The sequence below is a fragment of the Mycobacterium sp. IS-1742 genome, from assembly GCF_001500125.1.
In the GTDB taxonomy this organism is placed as follows: Bacteria; Actinomycetota; Actinomycetes; order Mycobacteriales; family Mycobacteriaceae; genus Mycobacterium.
This window is the reverse complement of sequence record NZ_LQIV01000043.1, coordinates 63,725-90,645: the sequence shown is the minus strand read 5'-3', so window position 1 is coordinate 90,645 and position 26,921 is coordinate 63,725. Positions and strand designations below refer to the sequence as shown.

Sequence of the window (26,921 nt, the reverse complement as noted above, 5' to 3'; positions counted from 1 at the left end):
GGGGCTGTGGCGCCGTCCGCAGAACCGATAAGTTGGCACCAGAACACAGTCGACAAGATCCGAAGGCGGAGTGAAGCGATGGCCAACCCGTTCGTCAAGGCGTGGAAATATGTGATGGCGCTGTTCAGCTCGAAGGTCGACGAGTACGCCGATCCGAAGGTGCAGATCCAGCAGGCGATCGAGGAGGCGCAGCGCCAGCATCAGGCATTGACCCAGCAGGCCGCCCAGGTCATCGGCAACCAGCGCCAGCTGGAGATGCGGCTGAACCGGCAGCTCGCCGACATCGAGAAACTGCAGGTCAACGTCCGTCAGGCACTGACGCTCGCCGATCAGGCCGTGGCGAACGGCGACACCGCCAAGGCCACCGAGTACAACAATGCGGCCGAGGCGTTCGCCGCACAGCTGGTGACCGCCGAACAGAGCGTCGAGGACCTCAAGGGGCTGCACGACCAGGCCCTGCAGGCCGCCGGTCAGGCCAAGAAGGCCGTCGAGCAGAACGCGATGATGCTGCAGCAGAAGATCGCCGAGCGCACCAAGCTGCTCAGTCAGCTCGAGCAGGCGAAGATGCAGGAGCAGGTCAGCTCGTCGCTGCGGTCGATGAGCGAGCTGGCGGCCCCGGGCACCACGCCGAGCCTCGACGAGGTGCGCCAGAAGATCGAGCGGCGCTACGCCAACGCGATGGGCGAGGCCGAGCTGGCGCAGAACTCCGTGCAGGGCCGCATGCTCGAGGTCCAGCAGGCCAGCGTGCAGATGGCCGGCCACTCCCGCCTGGAACAGATCCGCGCGTCGATGCGCGGCGAGGCACTGCCGTCCGGTGGCGCGACCCCGGCGGCGAATCCGGCCACCCCGGCCGCCAACCCGGCTGCGCCGACGCCGGAAAATCCGTTGTCACAGTAGTTCTCGCGAGGTGAGGCAGTGAAGACGCAGACCAGACAGGCCCCGACGGCGTGGCGCTCGATGCTGCAGCGCGGGGTGGACACCGCTGCCGAACTGTCCGATGTGGTGGCCGACAGACTGCACGCCGCCGCCGACCCGCGCGCCAAGCTGCTCCGTAAGCGGCGCTGGGCGCTGCGGTTCGGGGTGTTCTTCGCGGTCACCAGCGTGTTCTGGATCCTGGTCACCGCCGTGCTGGCCGCCTGGAGCACGCCGTTCTGGGTCTTCATCATCACCGGGGCGATCGCGGCCGGCGCCATGTTCCCCGCCACCCTGCTGCTGCTGCGGTACCGCTGGCTGCGTGCCGAACCGCTGCCGCCCGCGCGGGTGCGCGGGTCGCGTCGGCTACCCCCGTACAACTCGGCCGCCCGGGCGCCGATGGCGGCGCTGACGTCCGCCGAGCGGGGCTTGTTCTCGCTGCTCGGGGTGATGGAGCGGGGTCGGATGCTGCCCCAGGACGAGCTGCGGGAGTTGACGACGGCGGCTCGCCAGAGTGCGGCGACCATGGCCGCCACCGCGGCCGAGGTGGTGTCGATGGAACGCGCCATGGCATCGACGCCGCAGTCGCGCGCCCACCTGCAGTCGACGGTGTGGGCGTTCGCCGCCCAGATGGATCAGGGTGTGCGCCAGTACCACGAGATGGTCGACGCCGCAGCGCAACTCGTCTCGGCGGCGAACAACGGCCCGATGTCGAGTTCGCCGATGCACGGCAGGCGCTACCGCGACGAACTGGTCAACGCCACCGACCGGCTGCAGGGCTGGGCGCAGGCGTTCGACGAGCTGGGAGCGGCCACGCCGCATCGATTCAGGTCAGCCTGACCCCTAGAGGGTGGTGCGCAGCGCCGGGAACGGCACGGCCAGCACACCGCGAAGCACCGCCCCCAGGAACCCCAGCTTGTCGAAGTAGTCCCGCCACAGGGTGATCTGACCGGCGTGCACCTCGAAGACGCCGCAGACCCAGAACTGCGCCCGCACCGGCCCGAACACCAGGACGTCGGTGCGTTCGGTGAGCACGGTGTCACCTTCGGCGGCGATGCGGTGGATCTTCACGCCGAACTGCATGCGTCCCTGCCCGCTGCGGAACAGCTTGCTGATGCGCCGGCGACCGCGGATGGTGGGGAAGCCGACGTTCTGCCAGGCGATGTGGTCGGCCATCATCGAGTCCGCGGTGTCGAAATCGTCGTCCTGCAGGGCGTACAGGAAGTTCTCGACCGTGCGCGCAGTGGTCGTGCTCTGCAGAGCAGAGGTGGAGCCGTTGCTCGAGTCCGTCATGCTGGTCAAGGGTAGTCCCTCGACTGCCTCCGCCCACCGGATCGCCGCTGTGGCAGGGTGGGCGGGTGCGTGTCGCCGTCGTCGCCGGTCCCGACCCTGGTCACGCGTTTCCCGCGATCGCGCTGTGTCGCAGGTTCGCAGATGCCGGTGACGAGCCGACGCTGCTCACCGGGGTCGAGTGGCTCGACACCGCGCGGGCGGCCGGACTGGCGGCCGAGGAACTGCTCGGGCTCGATCCGACCACGGTCGACGACGATTCCGACGCCGGCGCCAAGATCCACCGGCGGGCCGCGCGGATGGCGGTGCTCAACGCCCCGGTGATCGAGGCGCTCGCGCCGGACCTCGTGGTCTCCGACGTGATCACCGCCTGTGGGGGCCTGGCCGCGGAACTGCTCGGCCTGCCGTGGGTCGAACTCAACCCGCACCCCCTCTACCGGCCGTCGAAGGGACTGCCTCCGCTGGGCAGCGGACTCGCACCCGGGGTGGGGGTGCGCGGCCGGTTGCGCGACACCGTGATGCGGGCGCTGACCGCGCGGTCGTGGCGGGAGGGGTTGCGGCAGCGCGCCGAGGCGCGGGCCGGTATCGGCCTGCCCGCCGACGACGCCGGCCCGGTGCGGCGGCTGATCGCGACGCTGCCCGCGCTCGAGGTGCCCCGCCCGGATTGGCCCGCGGAGGCGGTGCTGGTGGGTCCGTTGCATTTCGAGCCGACCTCCCAGGTGCTGGCCGTGCCGCCCGGCGACGGTCCGGTGGTGCTGGTCGCGCCGTCGACGGCGAGTACGGGGGAGCGGGGCGTCGCCGAGGTCGCGTTGGAGGCGCTGACGCCGGGCGAGGTCCTGCCGGCCGGTGCCCGGGTCGTGGTCTCGCGCCTGTCGGGTCCCGACGGTGCCGTGCCACCATGGGCGGTCGTCGGGCTGGGTCGTCAGGACGAACTGCTCACCCACGCCGACGTGGTGATCTGCGGGGGCGGGCACGGCATGGTGGCCAAGACGCTGCTGGCCGGGGTGCCGATGGTGGTCGTGCCGGGTGGCGGTGACCAGTGGGAGATCGCCAATCGGGTTGTGCGTCAAGGCAGTGCGCGGCTGGTCCGGCCGCTGAGCGGGGACGCGCTGGCGACCGCCGTTCGCGGGGTGCTGGCGGATCCCGGTCACCGGGCGGCGGCCCGGGCAGCGGCGGCGACCGCGGGCCAGGTCGCCGATCCGGTGCGCGTGTGTCACGGCGCGCTCGCGTAATTTGGTGTCGTGCGACTGACGGAATTCCGCGAACTCGTCGACGGCCAGTTCGGCACCATCCGTGGCCGGTCGCTGCTCGTCGACCACGTGCTGACCGGACTCGGCGGGCGCACCGCGGCGCAGGCCATCGAGGACGGCGTCGAACCCCGCGACGTGTGGCGGGCGCTGTGCGCCGACTTCGACGTCCCGCGCGATCAGTGGTGAGGCGGGCTCAGTCCGCGTCGGTTACCGGCTTGACCGCGCCTCCGGTGCGCGCGTCTCCGCCGTCATCGAGCCCGGTGTCCGGTTTCGCGGTCGTCTGGCGACCCTCGTAGGGCGGTACGGCGGGTTCGGCGTCCGACGGCGGCGCCTCGGTCTTGTCCCCTCCGGTCTGCCCCGGGGCGCCCTCCTCGGCATAGGCCGGCACCGTCTCGTCCCCGCGATAGGTGTCCGACGGGCGGTCCGCGGGTCCGCCCGACGGCACGTCCGAGCCGGTGTCACGTGAGCCCGGCGCGCCCCGCTGCTCCTGTGACTCTTCGGATACATGTTCGTTCGAGGTGCTCATCTCCACTCCTCTCGAGCGGCCGCGGCACCGCGGCCGCGATCATCTGCTGCGTGTGGGCGCTCGGGCGTCCACGGCGGTGCGTAGGTCGTTGACGAGGTCGAGCGTGGCGCGGGTGGCGGCGGTGAGCGCGGCGACGTCCTCGTCGGACAGGGTGTCGCACACCCAGTCCCAATGGGCGGCGACCCGGTCGCCCGGGTGCGGTGCCGCGGTCAGCGACGTGCCGTTCCTGCGCCACCGCAGCCGCTCGACGACAGCCGGGCCGAGGCTCAGCACGCCGCTTCGCAGAGTCAGCGGGTGCGTGCTGACCACGGCGTGATCACCGTCGACGGATTCGACCGTGCCCGAACGGATCCGGCACTGCTGCATGACCCGCAGCGGGGTGGCCGGGTCCCGGTCGAGGAAGCGCGCCCACGGATAGACCACGAACACGTGAAAGCTGTGGTGGGCCAGCGCTTTCCCGGCGGGCACCGCATCGAGCAGACCGGTCACCTGTCCGGTGAACGCGCGCCGCAGCGCGGCCAGCAGCAGGTCCGGATCCACCGAACCGAGCAGGCCCCCGCCGACCCAGTAGCTCCGCACCACCTCGTCGTCGAGGGGTTCGACGCCGCCGACGGCCGACAGCACCTCCAGATAAGGCCAGGCGCCGTCGAATTCGCGCGCCCGGTTCTCCAGGGTGGCGCCCGCGGACAGTCCGGCGTCCCCGGGTCCGCAGTACCCGAGTTCGTTGGGCGGGTAGGCGTACCGCGCGAAGAGGGTGCGGCCGCCGCGGCGGGTCCGGAGGGGCATGTCAGCAGATCCGGGGAAGCTGTTCGCCGATCGGTAGGTCCACCACGCGCGTTCCGCCCAGTGCGGTGCGGGCGACGACCATCCCGGGGTGGTCGGTGACGCAGGTGCCGATGACGGCGGCGCGGGCGCCGAGCGGATGCGCCCGCATCGCCTCGAGCACGCGGTCGGCGTCGCCGGCCGGGACGAAGGCCACCAGCTTGCCCTCGTTGGCCACGTACATCGGGTCCAGGCCCAGCAGGCCGCACGCGTCGCGGACCTGCGGCGGCACCGGAATCGCTCGTTCGTCGAGCACGATGCCCACCCCCGCGGCCTTCGCGATCTCGTTGAGCGTGGCGGCCATTCCGCCGCGGGTGGGATCGCGCAATGCATGGATGTCGGTGCCGGTGTCGATCATGGCCGCGACCAGACCGTGCAGTGGCGCGGTGTCGCTGGCGACGCTGGTCGCGAACTCCAGACCTTCGCGGCAGCTCATCACCGCGACCCCGTGGACACCGATGTCGCCGCTGACGATGACCACGTCGCCCTCGGTGGCGCGTTGCGGACGGATGTCCACACGCGGGTCGACCAACCCGATTCCGCTGGTGTTGACGTAGATCCCGTCGCCGTGCCCGGAGTCGACGACCTTGGTGTCGCCGGTGACCAGTTTCACCCCGGCGGCCAACGCCGCGGTGCCGACCGCATGGGCGACCCGGGCCAGATCGTCGAGCGCGGTGCCCTCCTCGAGGATGAACGCCGTCGACAGCGCCAACGGCGCCGCGCCGGCCATCGCGAGGTCGTTGACCGTGCCGTTGACCGCGAGGTCGCCGATCGTGCCGCCCGGGAAGACGATCGGCTTGACGACGAACGAATCAGTGGAGAACGCCAGCCGGGTGCCGCCGACGGTGACGACGGCAGAGTCGCCCATCGCCGCGTCGGCGGCCGGGCCGAACGCGGGCAGGAACAGATGCTCGATCAGCTCACCCGACATCGCGCCCCCACCGCCGTGACCCATGACGATGTTCGGCGCGTCCCGCAGCGGTGCCGGGCACACCCAGCTCTCCATGTCGATGGCCGCCTCCGGCGGCGTGTCGATGGCCGCCGCCGGGTCGACGGTGGCGCCCTGCTCGTCACGCATGGCTGACCTCGAGGCGCCGGTAGAGATAGTAGGCCGCGCAGGCGCCCTCTGACGAGACCATCGTGGCCCCCAACGGATTACGCGGTGTGCACACCGTGCCGAACGCGGCGCACTCGTGCGGTTTGATCAGGCCCTGCAACACTTCCCCCGATCGGCACAGCGTGGACTCGTCGGTGTGGATGCCGGTCACCGCGAAGCGGTGCTCCGCGTCGAACTCCCGGTAGGCGGGGGACAGCCGCCAGCCACTGCGCGGGATCATCCCGATGCCGCGCCAGCTGCGGTCGGTGATCTCGAAGACGTCGGTCAGCATCGCCTTGGCCGCCGGGTTCCCCTCGGCGCGCACCGCGCGCGGGTAGGCGTTCTCCAGTTCGTGGCGGCCCGCCTCGAGCTGCACGACCGTGCGGCGGATGCCTTCGAGGATGTCGAGCGGTTCGAAACCGGTGACGACGATCGGGATCCGGTACTTCTCACACAGCGGCGGGTACTCGTCGGTGCCCATCACCGAGCAGACGTGGCCGGCGGCGAGGAACGCCTGGACGCGGCAGGTGGGGGACTGCATGATCGCCGAGATCGCCGGCGGGACGAGCACGTGCGACACCAGGAGCGAGAAATTCGGGATGCCCTGTCTCTTGGCCTGGTAGACGGTCATCGCGTTCGCCGGTGCGGTGGTCTCGAAGCCGATGCCGAAGAACACCACCTGGCGGTCCGGGTTGTCCTTGGCCACCGCGAGCGCGTCGAGTGGCGAGTACACCACCCGCACGTCGCCGCCGCGGCTCTTGATCCGGAAGAGATCGCTGTCACTGCCGGGCACGCGCAGCATGTCGCCGAAGGAGCAGAAGATAACCTCGGGACGCGACGCGATCTCGAGCGCCTTGTCGATGATCTCCAGCGGGGTGACGCACACCGGGCAGCCCGGTCCGTGGATCATCTCGATCTGATCGGGGAGCAGCTGGTCGATCCCGTGCCGGATGATCGAATGCGTCTGGCCCCCGCAGACTTCCATGATCGACCAGCGCCGCGTCGTGACGGCCTTGATCTGCTCGATGAGCTTGCCCGCGAGCTGCGGGTCACTGAATTCGTCGAGATACTTCATTGCTGTGCCCTCTCACCATTCGGGTTGGCCAGACCGGCTTGTCGCGCGGCGAGTTCGAAGCCGTCACCGAACTCCTCGGCGAGCACACCGAGGTGTTCGAACTCCCGCAGCGTGCGCATCGCCGATTCCTCGTCGAGACGCTGGATCGCGAACCCGACGTGCACCACGACGTACTGCCCGACCTGTGCATCCGGGATGTACTGCAGGCACACGTCCTTCTTGACACCACCGAAGTCCACGACGGCCATCAGCGTGCCGTCGCGGTCGGTGACACTGTCGATCTTTCCCGGTACCGCAAGACACATGCGCATCTCCTCCTCTACTTCGGCCGTCACCCTGCGTTGGCCACCATCAGCTGACCGAGTGCGATGCCGCCGTCGTTCGGCGGTACCCGGCGGTGGGTCAGCGCCTCGATGCCATGGACAGCCAGTCCGTGCAACGTCATTCGCAGCAGCAGCGGGTTCTGGAACACTCCGCCGGACAGCGCCACGGGACCGTCGGCGCGCTCGGCGAGCCGCACCACGAGGTCGGCCACCGCCCGGTGGAACCGCCAGGCGATCACCGCGGGCGGGGTGTCGCGCCGGTGGTCGGCGACGATCGCCGCGATCACCGCGCCGGCGTCGATCAGCGCCGGACACGACGCGTCGGCGACGGTGAACGCGTACGGCGCGGCATCGTGGTCGACCGTGCGCGCGAGCGCCTCGAGTTCGATCGCCGCCTGCGCCTCGTAGTCAATGGTCTGCCGGACGCCCGCGAGCGCGGCGACGCAGTCGAACAACCGCCCCATGCTGGACGTGGGCACGCAGTTGAGGCCGGTCTCGAGCTGGTGGCGCAGTACGCGCCGCTCGTCGGTGGGACAGGCCCGCACCGGCGGCAGGTCCTCGGCCCACGGCGTCCCGGCCGCCCACAGGTGTGCGAGCGCCATCCGATAGGGCCGCAGCACGCTGATGTCGCCGCCGGCCAGCGGGACGTATCCCAGCGCCGCGATCCGGCGGTAGCCCTTGTAGTCGGCGAGCAGCACCTCACCGCCCCACACCGCGCCGTCGGGCCCGTATCCGGTTCCGTCGAAGGCGAATCCGAGGACGGGCGCCGAACCGTCGAGGCCGTGCTCGGCCATCACCGCGGCGATGTGGGCGTGGTGGTGCTGCACCGTCCGCAGCGGCCGGTCGCCGGCGTTCCTCCCGGCCCACTGGCTCGACCGGTACCGCGGATGGGCGTCGGCGGCCACGATCTGCGGCGCCACGCCGGTCAGTGCGCGAAGATGCCGTTCGGCGGTGCCGAACGCCGACAGGGTCGCGACGTCGTCCATGTCGCCGATGTGCTGGCTGAGCCACGCGTAGCGGCCGTCGGCGACGGCCATGGTGTTCTTGAGGTCGGCGCCGCAGGCCAGCGTCGGGGCCACCGCGACAGGCAGCGCGACCGGGAGCGGGGCGTAACCGCGGGACCGGCGGATGGGCAGTTCGGCGCCGTCGACCATCCGGACCACCGAATCGTCGCAGGGGACCAGGATCTCGCGGTCGTGCATCAGCCAGCCGTCGGCGAGTCCGGCAAGCCGCGCGACCGCGTCGCCGTCGGTGTGGCAGAGCGGTTCCCCGGACAGGTTGCCCGACGTCATCACCAGGACCTGTGGGCCCGGTTCGTCGCCGGGCAGCCCGAACAGCAGGGCGTGCAGCGGCGAATACGCCAGCAGCACACCCAGGTCCGGATTTCCCGGCGCCACCGCGGCCGACACCGGCGTCGGTGTCCGGCGCGGCGCGAGCACGATCGGCCGCTGCGGTCCGCTCAACAGCCGCTGCGCCGCGTCGTCGAGCGTCGCGATCCGGCACGCGGTGGCCAGGTCCGGCACCATGACCGCGAAGGGCTTGTCGCCGCGTCGTTTCCGGCGTCGCAGCTCGGTCACCGCGGTGTCGCTCCGCGCATCGCAGGCCAGGTGGTACCCGCCGATGCCCTTGACCGCGACCACGCCTCCGTCGCGCAGGAGCCGCCGGGCCCGGCGCAGGCCGTCCTCACCCGGGGTCTGGTGTCCGCCGGCGTCGCGGAAGGTCAATGTCGGGCCGCACTCCGGGCAGCACACGGGCTGCGCGTGGAACCGGCGGTCGGTCGGGTCGGCGTATTCGCGGGCGCAGTCCGCGCACATCGGGAAGCCGGCCATCGAGGTGGCGGCACGGTCGTAGGGCAGTGAGGCGATGATGGTGAACCGGGGTCCACAGTCGGTGCAGTTGACGAAGGGGTGCCGGTGGCGACGGTCGCCGGGGTCGCGTTGCTCGGCGGCGCACCGGTCGCACATCGCGACATCAGGGGACGCCAGGGTGCGGCCACCTCCGCGCGAGGTGTCGGCGATGAAGAACCCGGTGCCGCCCGTCGGTGAAATGTCCTCGGCGTCAATGGTTTCGACGACGGCCAGCGGTGGCGGTCGGGTGCGCAGCCGCTCGAGGAAGGAGGCCACGGCGTCGGGCGCCCCTTCGATCTCGACGATCGCGCCCGCGCTGTCGTTGCGCACCGATCCGGTCAGTCCGAGCGCCGTCGCCGTGGTGTACACGAAGGGCCGGAAACCGACCCCCTGCACCACGCCGCGCACGCACAGTCGCAGTCTTCGGCGGTTCACGGCGCGGTCTCCGCATCCGGTGGCGCTCCGCGTCCCATCAGTTCGAGCCCGGCCATGGCGGCGTCGGCGCCGGTGCGGTCGGTCTTCTCGACGACGAATCCCATGTGGATGATCACCCAGTCACCGGGGGCGAACGTCTCCTCCGGCAGCATGCCGACGTTCACCCTGCGGTGTTCGCCCGCGACGTCGACGAGCGCGAGTTGGCCGCCGTAGCCGTCCAGCATCCCGACGACCTGTCCGGGGATCCCGAGGCACACGGCGTCACCCCCGTCCCGCCTGCGCCGGCCGCCCGGACGCCACTGCGCCGACGGCCCGGACCGCTTCGGGCACCGCCGCCGCGACGGGGGTGGACAGCCCGATCCCCTCGGCGACGTCGGCGACTTCACATCCGATCACCACCGTGGGCGGTGGAGTGCCGCCGAGTGCGGTGAGGCCGGCGAAGACCGCCGCAGGGTCCATCGCGTGGGCGTCGAGACCCGCTGCGGTGCGCAGCCCGGCGTGATCGGCCTCGAAGACGTGCAGGGTCCCGGGGGCCCCGCGGTTCGGCAGGGCGTCGACGAGCACGAGCAACTCCCAGTGCTCGAGCAGGTCGTAAGCCAGGTGCATACCGCGGATGCCGTAGTCGACCGCACGGACGCGGGGATCGGTGATCAGCGGCGCGGCGCGGCGGAGCACCTCCGGACCGAAGCCGTCGTCCCCGAGGAAGATGTTGCCGATGCCGGCGATCAGGATGTCGGACGTGATGTCACCCCGGTCACATCCGGCGGATCTTCAGATAGCGCTTGGCGTCCGGTATGGAACGCAGGCCCAGCGTCGCCGCGAACAGCGCGACGATCGCCGCGACGATGACGGCGATCCAGCCGACTACGTACATGACGGGCTCCCATCGTTGATCGGTTCCACTTCGTCGGGTGCGAAGTACAGGTAGCGGCCGTACCAGTCGTGCAGGTCGGCGGCGGGGTCGTCGTCGAGCACGACACCGATCTGCGCGTCGCCGTCGACGGTCTCGTGCACGGACGTGACCCGTGCGGACCGCCCGGTGTAGAACAGGTCCTGGGCGTCGGCGCGCCGGGTGGGGTGCAGCCGCACCCGAGTGCCCCGGCTGACCCGGACGCCACCGACCAGCACGGCATCGCGGTCGGGTGCGACGGCCTCGTCGGCGAGCGGATCCCACCAGTCGACGCCGTCGGGGACCTCGGGAACGAGGCCGGGTGGCTGCGCGGCGCGCGGATCGCGTAACACGCCGTGCAGGTTGAGCATCGCCTCGGCCGACATGGTCTCGCAGCGGTCGACGATCGCCGCCGCCCGTGGGTCGGTCGCGCGCGCCTGTGCCTTCTCCTCGTCGGTCATGGTCATCACGCGCAGGGTCAGGATCTCGTCGATCTCCGTGGAGTCGAACAGGTCGCCCTCGCTCTGTTCGGCGATCTCCGGGTGGTCGTAGAGGATGATCGGGGAGACCAGCACCAAACGCCGGTCACCGGGCGGGCCTGCCAGGACGGGGAAGCAGCGGTGGTGGTGGCATCGGGCGCTCGCGTCGGCGGCCTCGGCCGGCGGGTCGAGCAGGGAGACGAAGTCGCCGTCGTGGACTTCGGCGATCAGGTGTGTGCCGATCAGCGATCGGGCGATCGCCCCATCCTTGTCACGGGCGGCCGCACCCGTGTTCCGCACGGTGACCGTCACCCCGGTCAGGGCGCCCTCGGGCTGCGCGTGGACCGTGAGCTCGGCGTGCAGTTCACAGCGCGTCCGCACGAGGCGGCCCCTCTCGAGGTGTTCGATGTCGCGGCCGGATCCGACGTTGATCGGCAGCGTCAGCGTGATGCCGGCCAGCGGTATCGGGTCGACCGCGACCTCACGGGCGACGGCCTCGTCCCAGGTCACCCAGGAGCCCTCGGTGGTGCACAGTTCGTCGACCGGAACGAAGGCGCCGCCGGGAGCCGAACTCTCCGCGCGTCGGTGCTGCAGCTGCAGGAAGCGGACCACCATCGAGATCGTGGCGGCACCGGTGTGCTCGACGAGCAACTGGGCCGAGAGTCGATCGTCCTCGCCGATCCCGGCAGCGGCGGCTCCCGGCGGGCCCAGCACCCCGAACTGCCAGCGCGCCTGGTTCTTTCGCGAGGTCGCCCGGTAGGGGTACAGGAGGTAACCCTCGTACAGCACCGCGTCGGCGACGGCGCGCGCCCGGTCCCAGTCGACGGTCACGGCACCTCCTGCCTGGCCTGTGACAGCAGCGCGGTCACGGCGTCGTCGCAGGACAGCAGTCCGTGTGCGGACCGGTATGCGGTGAGCGCGGTGATCGTGTCGTGCGACAGCCGCAGCCACCCGGTGTTCGGATAGTGCAGCGCGATCAGATCGCGCCACACCGTGACCGGGAGCCGGTAGGAGTCCTCGCGGTCCCACGGGATCTGCGTCACGGCGAAACCCCGTGCGCCGCGGGTGAACAGTGTTCCGCTGAACAGGAACTGCAGCGGTACGACACCGTCGCGCAGGGCGTGCAGGTACTTGGCGGCGGCGACCTCGACGTCGTAGGTGCACTCCAGGGGCAGGTCGACATGGGTGATCTCGGAGAATCCGGGCACCATCGTCGCGCTGTGCTGCCACAGGAACGTGTGTTGCGTCGTGCCCCACCGCTCGCGCGGACCGAACAGGTCGGCGAGGCCTTCGGCCTCGGCGTCGGTGTAACCGCGCCGGAGCGGGTCGATGCGGACCTGGCAGCGCAGGGCGATGGCGTGCACCGGGTCGTCACCGGTCGTGGTGATCTCGATGCGTGCCGTCAGCACCGGTGTGACGGCGTAGCGTTCGGGCGTCACGCTCTGCACCGAGAACGTCAGGTCGCCGGTCATCGCGGTACCACCCTGCCGCGTTCGGCGATCCGGTCGAAGAAGCCACTCAGGTACTCCTCGACCTCCGCGCCACCGTCGAAACCACGCCACAGCAATCGGAGTCGGCCCACGAGCTCGTAGCAGGCGTCGATCGGAAGCAGGTAGCACTGCGGTGACGTCTGCGCGTCGGCGCGCGCCGGTATCCGCACCAGCAGCGCCTCGGTGTCGTCCGCGGGCAGGTCTGCGCGCGGATCCGACGCCCGGATGCTCTGCCACGCGTCCAGATCGAGTTCGGACTCGGTGGCTCCGGCCGGCCCCGGATAGAGGGCGACCACCCGTCCGAGTGCCGAGTTGCGGAAGAAGAACGCGAGACCCACGGGGATCTGCAGCGCCTCCCACCGGGCGCGGTCGAGCGCGAAGTCCTCGAGCACGAGGTACCGGTCGGGCACCGCGCGGTAGCGCAGCGTCGCCTGGGTGTCGGTGAACAGCAGATAGCAGCCGCGGCAGACGCACATCAGTTGGCGGCCCTCGACGTTGACGACGTGCTGGTGCTCGTCGGCGATCGGTTCCGCGCACATCTCGCAGCGTTCACCCGCGGGCCGGGGTGCGGTGCGGGAGGCCCGGATACGGGCCAGGACGTCGTACGCGGAGGTCGTCATCAGGCCACGCTCTCGGCGATCGCGACCGCCCAGACGCCCTGGCGGCGCAGGACGGGGACGGGTTCGAGGCGTTCGGCGCCGCCGAGACCCGCGCCGGCGTGCACCACGTCGAACCCCGCTCCGCACCGGGGGCAGTGCAGCGCGGTGCCGAGCAGGGCGGCGCCGGCCATCGACGCGCCGCACCGCCCGCAGTGATCGTGATACGCGTAGAGGGTGTCGCCGAGCCGGCAGACCAGGACCGTCGCACCCGCGAGGGCGAACCCACCGACCTCTCCGGGTGCGAGGTCGGCCAGCCCTGGCACCGGTAGCCAGGACGCCGGGCCGTGCACCCGGGTGAACAGCGACTCGGCCGGGATCACCGTGTCCGGCGAATCGTGTTCGCCCGCAACGACGTCGATGGTGTCGATCTCGGGTGCAGCGGCCCGGACGGCGTCCTCGACGGCCAGCTCGAGGGTCACCGCCGAAGACGGGCAGCTCTTGCAGCTCCCGGTGAAGCGCAACCGCGCGGTGTTGCCGTCGACCTCGATCAGGTGGACGTCGCCGCCGTGCGAGCCGAGGTAGGGGCGCACGGTGTCGAGCGCATCGGTGATCCGCCGCTCGACGCTGTGCGGGTGCAGGCCGTGTACCAGCAGCAGGCTGGCGACCAGCGGATCGGCCGCGACGACGTCGGCCAGACCGCAGTCGGCGTCCACCGCGAGGCGCAGCATGCGGCCCAGCGCCGCCCCGTACAGGTCGGTGACCTCGCCCACCAGTTGTTCGGCGCGTTCGCGCGCCGCGGCGCCGCCCGCCGAACTGGCGTCCAGCAGCGTCTGGATCCGCTCACCCGCTGTGCGCCAACGCGTGTCCGCGTCCGCGTCGCGCTCGCCCGGCGAGCTCATACCCTATTCCCCGGTGACGGACTGGGTGGGGGAGTGCAGCAGATCCAGCGACTCCCCGCCGCCGAGGTACATGTGCACCCCGCAGGGCAGGCACGGGTCGAAGCTGCGCACCGTCCGCATGATGTCGATGCCCTTGAACTTCTCCCGCCCGTTCTCCTCGAAGATCGGCTGCCCCTGGACGGCGTCCTCATAGGGGCCCGGCGTGCCGTAGCTGTCGCGCGGGTTGGCGTTCCACGGGGTCGGCGGATACGGGTGGTAGTTCGCGATCTTGCCGTCGCGAATGACCATGTGGTGGCTGAGCACCCCGCGCACCGCCTCGGTGAACCCGCAACCGATGCCTTCGTCCGGCACCTCGAAGCGCTCCCACGTCTTGGTGCGGCCGGCGCGGATCTCGGTCAGCGCCTTCTCCGCGAAGTGCAGTGCACACGCCGCCGCGTAGGCCTGGAAGTACGTGCGGGCCCGATTGCGTTCCAGCGTGTTGCTGCCGTACTGCGGGATCTTCCACTCCAGTTCGACGGGACCCTTCAACGCGGTCTTCGGCAGATTGATCTGGACACTGTGACCGGTCGACTTCACGTATCCGATGTCGACGAGATTGGCCAGCGCCGTCGACCACAACCGGGCCAGCGGCCCGCCGCCGGTGTCGAGCGCGAGGTGATCGGTCCCGTCGAACCAGCGCGGTGACATGACCCAGCTGTAGTTCTCGTCGAAGTCACGCTTCTGCGGTTTGGGGTTCGTGTGCTGGTTCCACGGGTGCCGCCGGTCGACCGGGTTGCCCAGCGGATCGGTCTTGACGAACATCTCCTGATCGGTCCAGTCGTCGTAGTAACTGTGTCCCAACAGGATTCGGATACCGAGGTTGATGTCCACCAGCGATGTGGTGACGAGTTTGCCGTCGACCACCACACCGGGGGTGACGAACATCTTGCGCCCCCAGTTCTCCATGTCCTGGTAGCTGAAGTTGCAGTGCTCGGGATCCTGGAACGACCCCCAGCAGCCGAGCAGCGTGCGGCGCAGACCCACCTGGTCGTATCCGGGCAATGCCTCGTAGAAGAAGTCGAACAGGTCGTCGTGCATCGGCACGACCTTCTTCATGAACTCCACATAGCGCATCAGCCGGGTCATGTAGTCGGTCATCAGCTGGACGGTCGCCGTGGTGCCGATGCCCCCGGGGTACAGGGTCGACGGGTGGACGTGACGACCCTCCATGAGGCAGAACATCTCTCGTGTCCACCGGCTGACCTGCAGTGCCTCCCGGTAGAACTCGCCGGTGAACGGGTTGAGCGCGCGCATGATGTCGGCGACCGTACGGTGACCGTGCATGTCGGCGTGCGGCGCCGCGGTGTTCTCGGCCTTCGCCAGCACCGACGGGTTCGTCTCGGCGACCATCTTCTCGCAGTAGTCCACGCCGACGAGGTTCTCCTGGAAGATGTTGTGGTCGAACATGTATTCCGCGGCCTCGCCGAGGTTGACCAGCCACTCCGCCAGGTGCGGCGGCTGCACGCCGTAGGCCATGTTCTGCGTGTAGCACGAGCAGGTCGCGTGGTTGTCACCGCAGATACCGCAGATGCGGCTGGTGATGAAGTGGGCGTCGCGGGGATCCTTGCCCTTCATGAAGATGGAGTAGCCGCGGAAGATCGACGACGTGCTGTGGCACTCCACGACTTCGCGGTTGTCGAAGTCGACCTTCGTGTAGATGCCGAGGCTGCCGACGATGCGGGTGATGGGGTCCCAGGCCATCTCCACCAGCTGGCCGGGTTCCCGCTTGACATGCGAGGGGTCTGGGATAGTCGTGGTCATCGAATTCTTCTCTCGTGCTGTGCGGCCCGCGCGCCGGGCACCGTCATCCGGTGCCGGCGACACGGGCACGGACGGCGCGCACCTACCAGGTGCGCGTCGCGCCCGTTTCGAGTTCGGCGCCGGGGTGGCGCCACTTCGGCTCTTTGTCGACGGTGCGACCGGTGACGTGGCGCAGGCTGCGGATGACCGACCCGTACAGGGTGGACGCGGTGGTCGAGACCTTGCCGCCCGGTGGCTCGTCCATGAACGGCATGAACTTGTCCGGGAAGCCGGGCATGGTGCACCCGATGCAGATGCCACCCACGTTGGGACACCCCCCGATACCGTTGATCCACCCGCGCTTGGGCACGTTGCACTTCACCACGGGACCCCAACAACCCAGCTTGACAATGCATTTCGGTGACCCATACTCCGTGGCGAAGTCACCCTGCTCGTAGTACCCCGCGCGGTCACACCCCTCGTGTACTGACTGACCGAACAGCCACTGCGGCCGCAGTGCATCGTCGAGCGGGATCATCGGCGCCTGGTCGGTCGCCATGTAGAGCAGGTAGGTGAGTGTCTCCGCCAGATTGTCCGGATGGATCGGACACCCCGGTACGCAGACGATCGGTATGCCTGCCTTGCTCTTCCAGTCCCAACCGAGATAGTCGGGCACACCCATGGCTCCGGTCGGATTACCCGCCATCGCGTGGATGCCGCCGTAGGTCGCGCAGGTGCCGACCGCAACCACCGCGGTCGCCTTGGGGGTCAACCGGTCGAGCCACTCGCTGGTGGTCATCGGTTGACCGGTCGCCGGGTTGTTGCCGAACCCGCACCAGTAACCCTCGCTCTTGATCGCCTCGTTCGGGATCGATCCCTCGACGACCAACACGAACGGTTCCAATTCGCCTCTGTCCGCTTTGAAGAACCATTCGAGAAAGTCGTCGGCGCCCCCGTTCGGTCCGCATTCGAAGTCGATCAGGGGCCAGTGGACGGCGATCTTGGGCAGTCCCGGGAGGGCGCCGAGCGCGATCTCCTCGATACTGGGCTGGGTGGCGGCAGTCAGCGCCACAGAATCACCGTCGCAACTCAATCCGGCATTGATCCACAGAACGTGGATCAGTGCCTCTTCCGCTTTGACTGCTGCCTCAGTAGGCATCGCCACAGCTTTCCGGGGCCGGGGCTGGCGACCCCTGCGCCGCCGGAGTCGACCCTCGGCCCACTTGCGCGGCGCTAAGTTCTGGGTCTACTCCGGCGGTTCGGTTCTGTCAACGGTCGTCACGACATGACCCGGTACCGGGACGGGTTTGCCGAGAGGTCGATCCAGGCGTACCACTGTTCTGCGCCGTCGCCCGTCGTCGCGGACACCGGCAAGACGCCGACACCCGGGTTCAGCGACCGGGCGTGGCGGGCGCACGCCTCGAGGTCGAAGTCCACGTACGGCAGGAGGTCGGTCTTGTTGACGATGATCAGGCCGGCGGCGGCAAACATGTGGGGGTACTTCAAGGGTTTGTCGGTGCCCTCGGTCACGGAGATGATCACGACCTTGCTGTGTTCGCCGAGGTCGAACAGTGCGGGGCAGACGAGGTTGCCGACGTTCTCGATGAACAGCAGTGTGCCGGGTGCGGGGTCGAGTTCCTCGAGCGCTCGCCGCACCATCATCGCGTCGAGGTGGCAACCGGCGCCGGTGTTGACCTGCACGGCCCGGGCGCCCGCCGCGCGGATGCGTTCGGCGTCGAGTGCCGTCTCCTGATCGCCCTCGATCACGGCGATGGGCCGGTGCGCGCCGAGCTCGCGGATGGTCCGTTCGAGCAGGGTGGTCTTGCCCGCCCCCGGCGAGCTGGTGAGGTTGAGCGCGAGGATGTCGCGTTCGGCGAACCAGCGGCGATTCTGCGCGGCGAGGTCGTCGTTGCGGGCGAGCACCTTCTGCTCCAGGGTCACGGTCTCGGTGTGCGGATGCTCGTGCGTAAGGGGGTGGTCGTGGGCGTGGTCGTGGGTGTGGGTGTGGTCGTGGGTGTGGTCGTCGCCGCAGCCGCAGGTCGCGCACATGGTCAGCTCACTTCCATCGAGAGGATCCGCAGTTCGCGCCCGGCGCGCACGTCGACGTCGGCGCTTCCGCACGGGCACAACAGGATCAGATCGGTCAGTTCGAAGTCGGCATCGCAGGTCCGGCACCGCGCCAGCCCGGGCCGCACGTCCAGGTCGAGACGGGCGCCGCCGCCGGCGGTGCCCTCGGTGGCCAACTCGAAGCAGAACTGCATCGCGGCGGGCACCACCGCGCACAGCGCTCCGACCTCGAGGCGCACACTGTGCACGCGCCGGCCTGCGGCGTGATCGCAGACCGCGTCGACAATGCTCTGGGTGATCGCCATCTCGTGCATCGCTCGGATCCCGTGCATCGCGTTCGTACGTCGCCGTGCCGTCCTGTAGGCAGCCGGTGTCCTCACGATAGGCCGGTGCCGGGCCGAGCGGACGGAATCGCCGATCGGTCCGGCCGCCCATCGGCGTGTCAACTTGAGTCGAACAGGTGTTCGTCTATGGTGGGTGGTGTTCGACGGCTAGACGACTGCTTCCGCCGACTTGTCGGTGGGTCCCTCTAGCGTCACGGCCAACTGATCGACACCGGTCACCGAACATCACGAGGATGGAGACAGACATGGCACCGCAGGCACCCGATCGCGAGAAGGCCCTCGAGCTGGCGCTCGCGCAGATCGAGAAGAGTCACGGTAAAGGCTCGGTGATGCGGCTCGGCGACGAGGTCCGCGCGCCGATCTCGGTCATCCCGACCGGCTCCATCGCCCTGGACGTGGCGCTGGGCATCGGCGGCCTGCCGCGCGGGCGCGTCATCGAGATCTACGGTCCGGAGTCCTCGGGTAAGACCACTGTCGCGTTGCACGCGGTGGCCAACGCCCAGGCCGCCGGCGGCATCGCGGCGTTCATCGACGCCGAGCACGCGCTGGATCCCGACTACGCCAAGAAACTCGGGGTGGACACCGACTCGCTGCTGGTTTCCCAGCCCGACACCGGTGAGCAGGCCCTCGAGATCGCCGACATGCTGATCCGCTCGGGTGCGCTGGACATCCTGGTCATCGACTCGGTCGCCGCACTGGTGCCGCGCGCCGAGATCGAGGGTGAGATGGGCGACAGCCACGTCGGTCTGCAGGCCCGGTTGATGAGCCAGGCGCTGCGCAAGATCACCGGTGCGCTGAGCAATTCGGGCACCACCGCGATCTTCATCAACCAGCTCCGCGAGAAGATCGGCGTGATGTTCGGCTCGCCCGAGACGACCACGGGTGGCAAGGCGCTGAAGTTCTACGCCTCGGTCCGCATGGATGTCCGCCGTATCGAGACGCTCAAGGACGGCACCGACGCGGTGGGCAACCGCACCCGGGTCAAGATCGTCAAGAACAAGGTGTCGCCGCCGTTCAAGCAGGCCGAGTTCGACATCCTCTACGGCAAGGGCATCAGCAAGGAGGGCTCGCTCATCGACATGGGCGTGGAACACGGCTTCATCCGCAAGTCCGGGTCCTGGTTCACCTATGAGGGTGAGCAGTTGGGCCAGGGTAAGGAGAACGCCCGTAAGTTCCTGCTGGAGAACGCCGATGTGGCCAACGAGATCGAGAAGAAGATCAAAGAGAAGCTCAACATCGGTGCCGTGGTGACCGCTGATGACGTCCTTCCCGCGCCCGTCGACTTCTGAGTCCGATCCCGACGAGGAGCCGAACCGCGAGGAGCAGGCGCACGCGTACTGTCTGCGCCTGCTCACCGCGCGGGCCCGCACCAGAGCGGAGTTGGCCGGCAAGCTGAGTCAGCGCGGGTATGACGAACCGGTCGCGGCGCGGGTGCTCGACCGGTTGGCCGATGTCGGGCTCGTCGACGACGAGGACTTCGCCGAGCAGTGGGTGCGCTCCCGCCACCTCCACGCCGGAAAAGGCAAGCGCGCGTTGGCCTCCGAACTGCGCCGCAAGGGCGTCGACGACGAGGTGATCAACTCCTCGCTCGCCGACATCGACGCCGGTGCCGAACGCGACCGGGCCGAGCGACTCGTCCGCGACCGGCTGCGCCGCGAGAAACTCGACGACGAACCGGGTTCGGACCTGAAGGTGAAGCGGCGGCTGGCCGGCATGCTGGCCCGCCGCGGCTACAGCCAGTCGATGGCGCTCGACGTGGTCACCGTCGAGCTCGCCAGTGAGCGGGAGCGCCGGCGGGTGTAGCGGCCGATCGGGCTGGTCACACCGCTTTCGCGCCCGGCGCGCCCTCCTGTTCGACGGCCTCGGTGTCCAGCGGCGCCGGTCCGCGCCGGGATCGCCGCATCCGGCGTTCCAGCCTGGTCGCCAGGGCGGACAACGCGAAGTTCACGCTGATCATCAGCACGGCGATGACGATGAGGGCGGGGATGTAGTTGCCGTAGGACGATCCGACGACGGTGCCCTGGCGCACCATCTCGACGAACGTGATCTGGTAGCCGATCGCGGTGTCCTTGAGCACCACCACGAGCTGGGAGACCAGCACCGGCAACATCGACGTGATGGCCTGCGGCAGCAGGATCGAGCGCATGGTCTGTCCCCAGCGCAGGCCCAGCGCCGAGGCCGCCTCGGCCTGTCCTCGTGGCAGCGCGTGCACCCCGGCCCGGACGATCTCGGCGATGACCGCACCGTTGTAGAGCGTCAGGCCGGTGATGACGCCGGCCAGCGCGAGGTGTTTGGAGGGGAAGACGTCGTAGAACGCGTACAGGAAGTACGCGAAGATCATCATGATCAGCACCGGGACGGCACGGAAGAACTCCACGATCACCGCGCAGACCCAGCGGATCGGGGTGATCACCGACAGTCGGCCCACACCGAGCCCGAACCCCAGGATCAGCGCCAGCACGATCGACAACGCGGCCGCCGTCAACGTGCCCTGCACGCCGGGCAGCACGTAGGTGGTCCACAGGTCCGACGTGAGGAACGGCTCCCACTTGGCGGCGGTGAGCTGTCCTTTCGACTCCAGTCGCGAGTACACGACCCAGACGATCAGCGCGGTGATCGCCAACGTGATGACGGTGACGACGATGTTGCGTCGCCGGGCGCGCGGTCCCGGCGCGTCGAACAGGACGGTCCCGCTCATCGGATCACCACCGTGCTCATCACCGGGCCACCGCCAAACGCTTGCCGAGCCAACCGAACAGCAGGCCCAGCGGCAACGTCAGGATGAGGAACCCCAGGGCGAAGATCGACCCGACCACGAGCAGCGCCGCGGTGTTCTCGATCATCTCCTTCATCAGCAGGGCCGCCTCGGCCACGCCGATCGCCGAGGCGATCGTGGTGTTCTTCGTCAAGGCGATCAGCACCGAGCCCAGCGGAATGATCACCGCTCGAAAAGCCTGTGGCAGCAGGATCATCCGCAGGTTCTGCCCGAAGGTCAGGCCGAGTGAGCGCGCCGCCTCGGCCTGGCCGAGCGGCACCGTGTTGACCCCGGAGCGCACCGTCTCGCACACGAACGACGCGGTGTAGACGGTCAACCCGAGCACCGCCAACCGGAAGTTGCTGTCCTCGATCGACGTGCTCGACTGCGGGTCGACCAGCGTGATGCCGAGGGTCTGGGACACCCCGAACGAACAGAACAGGATGATCAGCGTCAACGGCGTGTTGCGGACGACGTTGACGTAGGCGGTGCCGAGCCAGGCCAGCATGGGCACCGGCGACAGCCGCATCGCGGCCAGCACCGTGCCCAGGACGAGCGCTCCGACCGCGGAGTAGACCGTCAGCTGGACCGTCGTCCAGAACGCCTCGAAGATCTCTGCGCGGTACTCGGTGAATATCTCCACGGCCGGAGCCAGACCCCCGGCTCAGTAGCGGTCGACCTGCGGCGGGGCGGGTGCCGTGATGCCCGCCGGGCCGAGGTTCTTGTCGAAGGCTTCCTTCCAGGCGCCGCTGGACTCCATCTTCTCGATCGCGTCGTTGATCTTGGTACGCATCTCGGTGTCGTCCTTCTTCAGCCCGATGCCGTAGCGCTCCTCGGAGAAGGTGTCGCCCACGATCTTGAACGCACCCGGGGTCTGGGCGGCGTACCCGGCCAGGATCACCTCGTCGGTGGTGACCGCGTCGATGGCGCCGTTCTTCAGCGCCTCGATGCACGCCGAGTAGGTGTCGTACTGCTGCAGCTGCACACCCGGGTACTCGTCCTTGATCTTCTGCGCGGGAGTCGAACCCGACACCGAGCACAGTCGCTTGTTGTTCTGCAGCGACGCGGCGCCGGTGATGTCGGTGTTGTCCTCACGCACCAGCAGGCTCTGACCGGTGACCAGGTACGGCCCGGCGAAGTCCACCTTCTCCTTGCGGGAGTCGGTGATCGAGTACGTGGCGACGATGTAGTCGACCTGGCCGTTCTGGATCAACGTCTCACGCTGTCCGGACGGCGATTCCTTCCACTCGATCTGCTCGGGGGTGTAGCCCAGTTCGCCCGCCACGTAGGTGGCGACGTCGACGTCGAACCCGCTCATCGACCCGTCGGGGTTGCGCAGGCCCAGCCCCGGCTGGTCGAACTTCGTGCCGATGACGATGGTGTTCTCGTCACCGCCGCCCCCACCTCCACAGGCGGTGGCCGCGAACGGCACGGCGACGGCCAGCGCGAGGGCGGCCGTGACGCGCCTGCGAGACATCATCGAGAAGGACGGCATGGGTGATTTTCCTTTCGCCGAGCGTTAGTGGTGGAGGATCTTGCCGAGGAAGTCCTTGGCGCGGTCGGTCTGCGGGTTGTCGAAGAACTGGGCCGGTTCAGCGTCCTCGACGATCGCCCCGTCGGACATGAACACGACGCGGTCGGAGGCGCGGCGCGCGAAACCCATCTCATGGGTCACCACCAGCATGGTCATGCCCTCGCTCGCCAGCGACGCCATCACGGCCAGCACCTCGTTGATCATCTCGGGGTCCAGCGCGCTGGTCGGCTCGTCGAAGAGCATCACCTTCGGGTTCATCGCGAGCGAGCGGGCGATCGCGACACGTTGCTGCTGGCCGCCGGACAACTGTGCGGGGTACTTGTCGGCCTGGTTGGCGACCCCGACCCGCTCGAGCAGCGCCATCGCGGCCTCGCGTGCCGCGTCCTTGCCGAGTCCGCGCACCTTCATCGGCGCCAGCGTGACGTTGTCGACGATCGTCTTGTGCGCGAACAGGTTGAAGGACTGGAACACCATGCCGACGTCGGATCGCAGCTGCGCGAGTTTGCGCCCCTCCTCGGGCAGCACGTGCCCGTCGATCGCGATCGTGCCGGAGTCGATGGTCTCGAGCCGGTTGATCGTGCGGCACAGCGTGGATTTGCCGGACCCCGAGGGACCGAGCACGACCACGACCTGGCCCCGCCCGACGGTGAGGTTGATGTCCTTGAGGACGTGCAGATCGCCGAAGTGCTTGTTGACCCCTTGCATCGAGATCATCGGCACCGCCCGAGAGTCCGGATCGACCGACCGCGCATCGGGCCCGGTGGGGTGTCCGGCCGTTTCCATGGGTGCTGACCTTACCCACGGAACGCCTGATGTGCCCGGAACTGATCAATCCCGGCCCCCGTACCATGGGGCCGTGACTTCGACGGTGACCCAGCAGGCGGCGAGCGCGCTGCCGCCGGTGGCGCGCACCTATCAGGTCCGCACCTACGGCTGTCAGATGAACGTGCACGACTCGGAGCGGCTGGCGGGTCTGCTGGAGGCCGCGGGCTACCGGCGCGCCGCGGACGGCTCCGACGCCGATGTGGTCGTCTTCAACACCTGTGCGGTGCGCGAGAACGCCGACAACAAGCTGTACGGCAACCTGTCCCACCTCGCGCCGCGCAAACAGTCCGACCCGCAGATGCAGATCGCCGTCGGCGGCTGCCTCGCCCAGAAGGACCGCGACGCCGTGCTGCGCCGCGCCCCGTGGGTGGACGTCGTGTTCGGCACCCACAACATCGGCGCACTGCCCGCGTTGCTCGAACGCGCCCGCCACAACCGCGCCGCGCAGGTCGAGATCGCCGAGGCCTTAGAGGAGTTCCCGTCGGCGCTGCCCGCCGCACGCGAATCGGCGTACGCCGGGTGGGTGTCGATCTCGGTGGGCTGCAACAACACCTGCACGTTCTGCATCGTCCCGTCGCTGCGCGGCAGGGAGGTCGACCGGCGCCCCGGCGACGTCCTCGCCGAGATCCAGACGCTGGTCGACCAGGGCGTGCTCGAGGTGACGCTGCTGGGCCAGAACGTCAACGCCTACGGCGTGTCCTTCGCTGACCCGTCGGTTCCCCGCGACCGCGGCGCGTTCGCCGAACTGTTGCGCGCGTGCGGGCGGATCCACGGGCTCGAACGCGTACGGTTCACTTCGCCGCATCCGGCCGAGTTCACCGACGATGTGATCGAGGCGATGGCCGAGACGCCGAATGTCTGCCCCGCACTGCACATGCCGCTGCAGTCCGGATCCGACCGGATCCTGCGCGCCATGCGCCGGTCCTACCGCGCGGAGAAGTATCTCGGGATCATCGACCGGGTGCGTGCGGCGATCCCCGACGCGGCGATCACCACCGACCTGATCGTCGGTTTCCCGGGCGAGACGGAGGAGGACTTCCAGGCCACGCTCGACGTGGTGGCCGCCTCGCGGTTCTCCAGCGCGTTCACGTTCCAGTACTCCAAGCGACCCGGGACGCCCGCCGCCGACATGCCCGGACAACTCCCGAAAGCCGTTGTGAGCGAACGGTATCAACGTCTGATCGACCTGCAGGAGAAGATCTCGCTCGACGAGAACCTGGCCCAGGTCGGCCGCACGCTCGAGCTGCTGGTGGCCACGGGCGAGGGCCGCAAGGACGCGGCCACCGCCCGCATGTCCGGGCGCGCCCGCGACGGCAGGCTGGTGCACTTCGCCCCCGGCGGCGCCGACATCCGGCCCGGTGACGTCGTCACCACCACGGTGACCGGTGCGGCGCCGCACCACCTCATCGCCGACGGCGCCCTGCTGACACACCGACGCACCCGCGCCGGTGACGCCCACGCCGCGGGCCTGCGGCCTCGCACCGGGGTCGGATTGGGCATCCCGGGCATCGGCGCGCCCGCACCCACCCCGGCGGCGACGGGGTGCGCGCGATGAGCGGCCCGGACGGGCCCGACGAATTCGAGTCGTACAAGGGCGATATCGAGGACGCGGAGCGCCGGGTGGCGGGGGAGTTCGACCCGGGCGCCCGCGCCCTGGTGGTCGCCGTCCTGGTGTTCGTCGTGCTGCTGTCGTTCGTGCTGCCGCACGCCGGCGGCGCCAGGGGTTTCGACGTGCTGGCCGGCACCGACGCGGCCGCCGCTGCGGGGATCTCTCTGCCGTCGCGGGTGTTCGCCGTGCTGGCGATCGTGTTCTCCGTCGGGTTCTCCATCCTCGCGCTGCTCACCCGGCGCTGGGCGATCGCGTGGGTGGCGCTGGCAGGTTCGGCGGTGGCCAGCGCGATCGGCATGCTCGCGGTGTGGTCCCGGCAGACCGCGGCCGAGCCGTATCCGGGGCCGGGCATCGGCCTGGTCGTCGGCTGGCTGGCGGTGATCGTGCTCACCTTCCACTGGGCCAGGGTGGTCTGGACCCGCACCGCGGTGCAGTTGGCCGCCGAGGAGGAGCGCCGCCGCCGCGCCAGGGAGAACCAGGGCAAGGGTCTGCTGGACTTCGGCAACGGCGACGACCCGGACAACCCGACCGGCTGATCCGCGCCCCGGTCAGGTGCGGCGCTTGCCCAACGCCTCGACCGCCGCGTCGGCCCACTGCCGCCACTGCTGGGCATTCGCCCGGGCCTGCTCGGCATCCTTGGTGCGGCCCGCGGCCTCGGCCTTCTGGGCCTGGCGCTCGTACTGTTCGGCACGCACCCGGAACTGGTCGGCGCGGGCCTGCGCCTCCGGATCGGTCCAGTTCGACGAGGCGGCGTCGCGGACCTTCTTCTCCACCGCGCGCAGGCGCCGTTCGAATTCCGCGGCCCGCTCGCGGGGCACCTTGCCGATGGCGTCCCACTTGTCGCCGATCGCGCGGAACGCCGCGCGGGCGGCGTCCGGGTTGGAGGTGTCGATCTGCTCGGCCTGGGCGAGCAGCGTCTCCTTGGCGGCGGCGTTCGCCTTGAACTCCGCGTCCCGTTCGGCGGTCGCGGCGTTGCGGGCGGAGAAGAACACGTCCTGGGCGGCCTTGAACCGCTGCCACAGCGCGTCGTCGACGTCCTTGGCGGCCCGGCCCGCGGCCTTCCACTCCGCCAGCAGGTCACGGAACGCGGCGCTCGTCGCACCCCACTCCCTGGAGCCGGACAGTTCCTCGGCGCGTTCGCAGAGCGCCTCCTTGGCCTGCCGCGCACCCGCACGGCCCCGGTCGAGCTCGGCGAAGTGCGAACCGCGCCGCCGGTTGAACGTCTCGCGGGCGGCCGAATAGCGCTTCCACAGCGCGTCGTCGGTCTTGCGGTCCAGGCCCGTGATCGTGCGCCACTCGTCGAGGATCTCCCGCAGCCGGTCACCTGCGGTCTTCCACTGCGTGGAGTTCGCCGCGATGTCCTCGGCCTCGACGGCCAGCGCCTCCTTGCGCGCCAGCTGCGCGGCACGCTGCTCGTCGCGGCGGGCCCGCTCGGCCTGGGCCTCCTCGTCGGCGTGCTCCACGATCGCGGTCAGTCGCGCGGCCAGCGAGTCCACGTCACCGAGGACATGGGCCTCCGGCAGGCTCTCGGCCAGTGTGGCGGCCGCGGACTTGATCTTGCGGGCATCGCCTGCGTGGGTGACCAGCCGCTGCTCGAGCAGCACCACCTCGGTCTGCAGATCGTCGAAGCGGCGCCCGAAGTGGGCATACGCCGCCTCGGGCTCACCGGCCTGCCACGACCCGATGACGCGCTCACCGGATCCGGTGATCAGCCACACCGTGCCGTCGGGGTCCACCCGGCCGAAGCGGTGCGGATCGCTGGCCGGTGGCGCCGCCACCGCGGGCGTCGGCCGGCCCGGCCGGGGGACGGGCCGCGGCGGCCCCGGTCGGGGTGAGGGACCGGGCCGGGGTGCGGGCCCCGGCGCCGGACGTGGCGTCGCCTCGTTGTTGGCCTCCGAGGTCGCACCCGGCTCGCTGGTCGTCATCTTTCGTTCCTCGCACCCTCCGCGCGGTGGACCGCGCACTGCCGCGCAACGCGGCGCCTTCGCCTGTCGATATGAGCCTGTTCTTCCGGATCGGTGTGGCCGGCTGTCGAAGGCTATTCAAACAGGTCGGCCATGGGTGTGCGCACACCTT

The 26,921-nt window shown here is 69.7% G+C and carries 31 protein-coding genes; 8 read left to right on the top strand and 23 right to left on the bottom strand.

The genetic code is table 11. From position 1 onward, the window contains the following. The first annotated feature begins 78 nt into the window (after nucleotides 1–78). Together pspA and pspM are read left to right on the top strand one after the other, a co-directional pair. On the top strand, nucleotides 79–897 hold the full coding sequence (pspA, locus tag AU196_RS22300) for a phage shock protein PspA (protein WP_059097254.1): 819 nt from the start codon (nucleotides 79–81) through the stop codon (nucleotides 895–897). An 18-nt stretch (nucleotides 898–915) separates the two neighbouring features. Continuing rightward, a complete protein-coding gene (gene pspM, locus AU196_RS22295) occupies nucleotides 916–1,752 on the top strand; it encodes a phage shock envelope stress response protein PspM (protein ID WP_059097253.1) in 837 nt (278 codons plus the stop codon). Nucleotides 1,753–1,755: 3 nt separating this feature from the next. On the opposite strand, the gene AU196_RS22290 is transcribed toward pspM, so the two are convergent. Then, nucleotides 1,756–2,205 (bottom strand): limonene-1,2-epoxide hydrolase family protein, encoded by a 450-nt coding sequence (locus AU196_RS22290; RefSeq protein WP_059097252.1) that lies wholly within the window; start codon nucleotides 2,203–2,205, stop codon nucleotides 1,756–1,758. Nucleotides 2,206–2,270: 65 nt separating this feature from the next. Between AU196_RS22290 and AU196_RS22285 the strand changes: the two genes are divergently transcribed. Then, the gene (locus tag AU196_RS22285) at nucleotides 2,271–3,434 is read left to right on the top strand and encodes a glycosyltransferase (protein WP_059097251.1); all 1,164 of its coding nucleotides are present in this window, start codon (nucleotides 2,271–2,273) and stop codon (nucleotides 3,432–3,434) included. Nucleotides 3,435–3,443: 9 nt separating this feature from the next. Next, the gene (locus AU196_RS22280) at nucleotides 3,444–3,638 is read left to right on the top strand and encodes a DUF3046 domain-containing protein (protein WP_059097250.1); all 195 of its coding nucleotides are present in this window, start codon (nucleotides 3,444–3,446) and stop codon (nucleotides 3,636–3,638) included. 7 nt (nucleotides 3,639–3,645) lie between these two features. On the opposite strand, the gene AU196_RS22275 is transcribed toward AU196_RS22280, so the two are convergent. The 17 genes from AU196_RS22275 to AU196_RS22200 form a co-directional block, all read right to left on the bottom strand. Beyond that, nucleotides 3,646–3,978: a hypothetical protein gene (locus AU196_RS22275; protein WP_059097389.1), complete on the bottom strand. Its 333-nt coding sequence runs from the start codon at nucleotides 3,976–3,978 to the stop codon at nucleotides 3,646–3,648. A 39-nt stretch (nucleotides 3,979–4,017) separates the two neighbouring features. Further along, nucleotides 4,018–4,764, bottom strand: a complete 747-nt coding sequence (locus AU196_RS22270; RefSeq protein WP_059097249.1) for a DUF6390 family protein — start codon at nucleotides 4,762–4,764, stop codon at nucleotides 4,018–4,020. Nucleotide 4,765: 1 nt separating this feature from the next. After that, nucleotides 4,766–5,878 carry a hydrogenase expression/formation protein HypE gene (hypE, locus tag AU196_RS22265; RefSeq protein ID WP_059097248.1) on the bottom strand — a complete coding sequence of 371 codons (1,113 nt, stop codon included), beginning with the start codon at nucleotides 5,876–5,878 and terminating at the stop codon, nucleotides 4,766–4,768. Further along, nucleotides 5,871–6,971 (bottom strand): hydrogenase formation protein HypD, encoded by a 1,101-nt coding sequence (hypD, locus tag AU196_RS22260; RefSeq protein WP_059097247.1) that lies wholly within the window; start codon nucleotides 6,969–6,971, stop codon nucleotides 5,871–5,873. The genes hypE and hypD overlap by 8 nt, the downstream gene beginning before the upstream one ends. Beyond that, the gene (locus AU196_RS22255; RefSeq protein ID WP_059097388.1) at nucleotides 6,968–7,276 is read right to left on the bottom strand and encodes a HypC/HybG/HupF family hydrogenase formation chaperone; all 309 of its coding nucleotides are present in this window, start codon (nucleotides 7,274–7,276) and stop codon (nucleotides 6,968–6,970) included. The genes hypD and AU196_RS22255 overlap by 4 nt, the downstream gene beginning before the upstream one ends. A 26-nt stretch (nucleotides 7,277–7,302) precedes the next feature. Further along, a complete protein-coding gene (gene hypF, locus AU196_RS22250; RefSeq protein ID WP_502687283.1) occupies nucleotides 7,303–9,576 on the bottom strand; it encodes a carbamoyltransferase HypF in 2,274 nt (757 codons plus the stop codon). Further along, complete coding sequence (locus tag AU196_RS22245; RefSeq protein ID WP_059097246.1) at nucleotides 9,573–9,833, bottom strand: HypC/HybG/HupF family hydrogenase formation chaperone; 261 nt, start codon at nucleotides 9,831–9,833, stop codon at nucleotides 9,573–9,575. Before AU196_RS22245 ends, hypF begins: the two co-directional genes overlap by 4 nt. Before the next feature lie 4 nt (nucleotides 9,834–9,837). Further along, complete coding sequence (locus AU196_RS22240) at nucleotides 9,838–10,320, bottom strand: hydrogenase maturation protease (protein ID WP_082695837.1); 483 nt, start codon at nucleotides 10,318–10,320, stop codon at nucleotides 9,838–9,840. Nucleotides 10,321–10,330: 10 nt separating this feature from the next. Continuing rightward, a complete protein-coding gene (locus tag AU196_RS26445; protein ID WP_502687282.1) occupies nucleotides 10,331–10,450 on the bottom strand; it encodes a DUF6893 family small protein in 120 nt (39 codons plus the stop codon). Further along, entirely contained in the window at nucleotides 10,441–11,775 is a 1,335-nt protein-coding gene (locus AU196_RS22235; RefSeq protein ID WP_059097244.1) for a hypothetical protein, read from the bottom strand. Before AU196_RS22235 ends, AU196_RS26445 begins: the two co-directional genes overlap by 10 nt. Continuing rightward, the gene (locus AU196_RS22230; protein ID WP_059097243.1) at nucleotides 11,772–12,416 is read right to left on the bottom strand and encodes a DUF6084 family protein; all 645 of its coding nucleotides are present in this window, start codon (nucleotides 12,414–12,416) and stop codon (nucleotides 11,772–11,774) included. The genes AU196_RS22235 and AU196_RS22230 overlap by 4 nt, the downstream gene beginning before the upstream one ends. Beyond that, complete coding sequence (locus tag AU196_RS22225; protein ID WP_059097242.1) at nucleotides 12,413–13,054, bottom strand: DUF5947 family protein; 642 nt, start codon at nucleotides 13,052–13,054, stop codon at nucleotides 12,413–12,415. The genes AU196_RS22230 and AU196_RS22225 overlap by 4 nt, the downstream gene beginning before the upstream one ends. Beyond that, nucleotides 13,054–13,932, bottom strand: coding sequence for a NifU family protein (locus AU196_RS22220; RefSeq protein WP_059097241.1), 879 nt, complete (start codon nucleotides 13,930–13,932; stop codon nucleotides 13,054–13,056). The genes AU196_RS22225 and AU196_RS22220 overlap by 1 nt, the downstream gene beginning before the upstream one ends. Nucleotides 13,933–13,935: 3 nt before the next feature. Continuing rightward, complete coding sequence (locus AU196_RS22215) at nucleotides 13,936–15,732, bottom strand: nickel-dependent hydrogenase large subunit (protein ID WP_059097240.1); 1,797 nt, start codon at nucleotides 15,730–15,732, stop codon at nucleotides 13,936–13,938. An 82-nt stretch (nucleotides 15,733–15,814) separates the two neighbouring features. Next, complete coding sequence (locus AU196_RS22210; RefSeq protein WP_059097386.1) at nucleotides 15,815–16,870, bottom strand: NADH-quinone oxidoreductase subunit B family protein; 1,056 nt, start codon at nucleotides 16,868–16,870, stop codon at nucleotides 15,815–15,817. 119 nt (nucleotides 16,871–16,989) lie between these two features. Beyond that, nucleotides 16,990–17,760, bottom strand: a complete 771-nt coding sequence (gene hypB / locus AU196_RS22205; protein ID WP_059097239.1) for a hydrogenase nickel incorporation protein HypB — start codon at nucleotides 17,758–17,760, stop codon at nucleotides 16,990–16,992. 2 nt (nucleotides 17,761–17,762) lie between these two features. Next, nucleotides 17,763–18,092 (bottom strand): hydrogenase maturation nickel metallochaperone HypA/HybF, encoded by a 330-nt coding sequence (locus tag AU196_RS22200; RefSeq protein WP_059097385.1) that lies wholly within the window; start codon nucleotides 18,090–18,092, stop codon nucleotides 17,763–17,765. A gap of 275 nt (nucleotides 18,093–18,367) precedes the next feature. On the opposite strand from AU196_RS22200, the gene recA reads away from it, so the two are divergent. Both recA and recX read left to right on the top strand, forming a co-directional pair. Continuing rightward, nucleotides 18,368–19,411 (top strand): recombinase RecA, encoded by a 1,044-nt coding sequence (gene recA, locus AU196_RS22195; protein WP_059097384.1) that lies wholly within the window; start codon nucleotides 18,368–18,370, stop codon nucleotides 19,409–19,411. Continuing rightward, complete coding sequence (gene recX, locus AU196_RS22190; protein ID WP_059097238.1) at nucleotides 19,380–19,925, top strand: recombination regulator RecX; 546 nt, start codon at nucleotides 19,380–19,382, stop codon at nucleotides 19,923–19,925. The genes recA and recX overlap by 32 nt, the downstream gene beginning before the upstream one ends. Before the next feature lie 16 nt (nucleotides 19,926–19,941). Here the strand turns inward: recX and AU196_RS22185 are convergent, their stop codons facing one another. Genes AU196_RS22185 through AU196_RS22170 form a run of 4 tightly spaced genes read right to left on the bottom strand, consistent with a single transcriptional unit; the run spans nucleotide 19,942 to nucleotide 23,125 of the window. Then, nucleotides 19,942–20,820 (bottom strand): amino acid ABC transporter permease, encoded by an 879-nt coding sequence (locus AU196_RS22185; protein WP_059097237.1) that lies wholly within the window; start codon nucleotides 20,818–20,820, stop codon nucleotides 19,942–19,944. A 19-nt stretch (nucleotides 20,821–20,839) separates the two neighbouring features. Then, a complete protein-coding gene (locus AU196_RS22180; RefSeq protein WP_059097236.1) occupies nucleotides 20,840–21,520 on the bottom strand; it encodes an amino acid ABC transporter permease in 681 nt (226 codons plus the stop codon). 21 nt (nucleotides 21,521–21,541) lie between these two features. Continuing rightward, nucleotides 21,542–22,372: a glutamate ABC transporter substrate-binding protein gene (locus AU196_RS22175; RefSeq protein WP_059097235.1), complete on the bottom strand. Its 831-nt coding sequence runs from the start codon at nucleotides 22,370–22,372 to the stop codon at nucleotides 21,542–21,544. A 24-nt stretch (nucleotides 22,373–22,396) separates the two neighbouring features. Then, nucleotides 22,397–23,125 carry an amino acid ABC transporter ATP-binding protein gene (locus AU196_RS22170; protein ID WP_059097383.1) on the bottom strand — a complete coding sequence of 243 codons (729 nt, stop codon included), beginning with the start codon at nucleotides 23,123–23,125 and terminating at the stop codon, nucleotides 22,397–22,399. Between the two features lie 142 nt (nucleotides 23,126–23,267). Here AU196_RS22170 and miaB point away from each other — a divergent pair, with 142 nt between their 5' ends. Together miaB and AU196_RS22160 are read left to right on the top strand one after the other, a co-directional pair. After that, entirely contained in the window at nucleotides 23,268–24,791 is a 1,524-nt protein-coding gene (gene miaB / locus AU196_RS22165) for a tRNA (N6-isopentenyl adenosine(37)-C2)-methylthiotransferase MiaB (protein ID WP_059097234.1), read from the top strand. Beyond that, nucleotides 24,788–25,381, top strand: coding sequence for an Rv2732c family membrane protein (locus AU196_RS22160; protein WP_197415870.1), 594 nt, complete (start codon nucleotides 24,788–24,790; stop codon nucleotides 25,379–25,381). The genes miaB and AU196_RS22160 overlap by 4 nt, the downstream gene beginning before the upstream one ends. Before the next feature lie 12 nt (nucleotides 25,382–25,393). Here AU196_RS22160 and AU196_RS22155 read toward each other — a convergent pair whose 3' ends face one another. Then, entirely contained in the window at nucleotides 25,394–26,770 is a 1,377-nt protein-coding gene (locus tag AU196_RS22155) for a DUF349 domain-containing protein (protein WP_059097232.1), read from the bottom strand. Nucleotides 26,771–26,921: the final 151 nt, after the last annotated feature.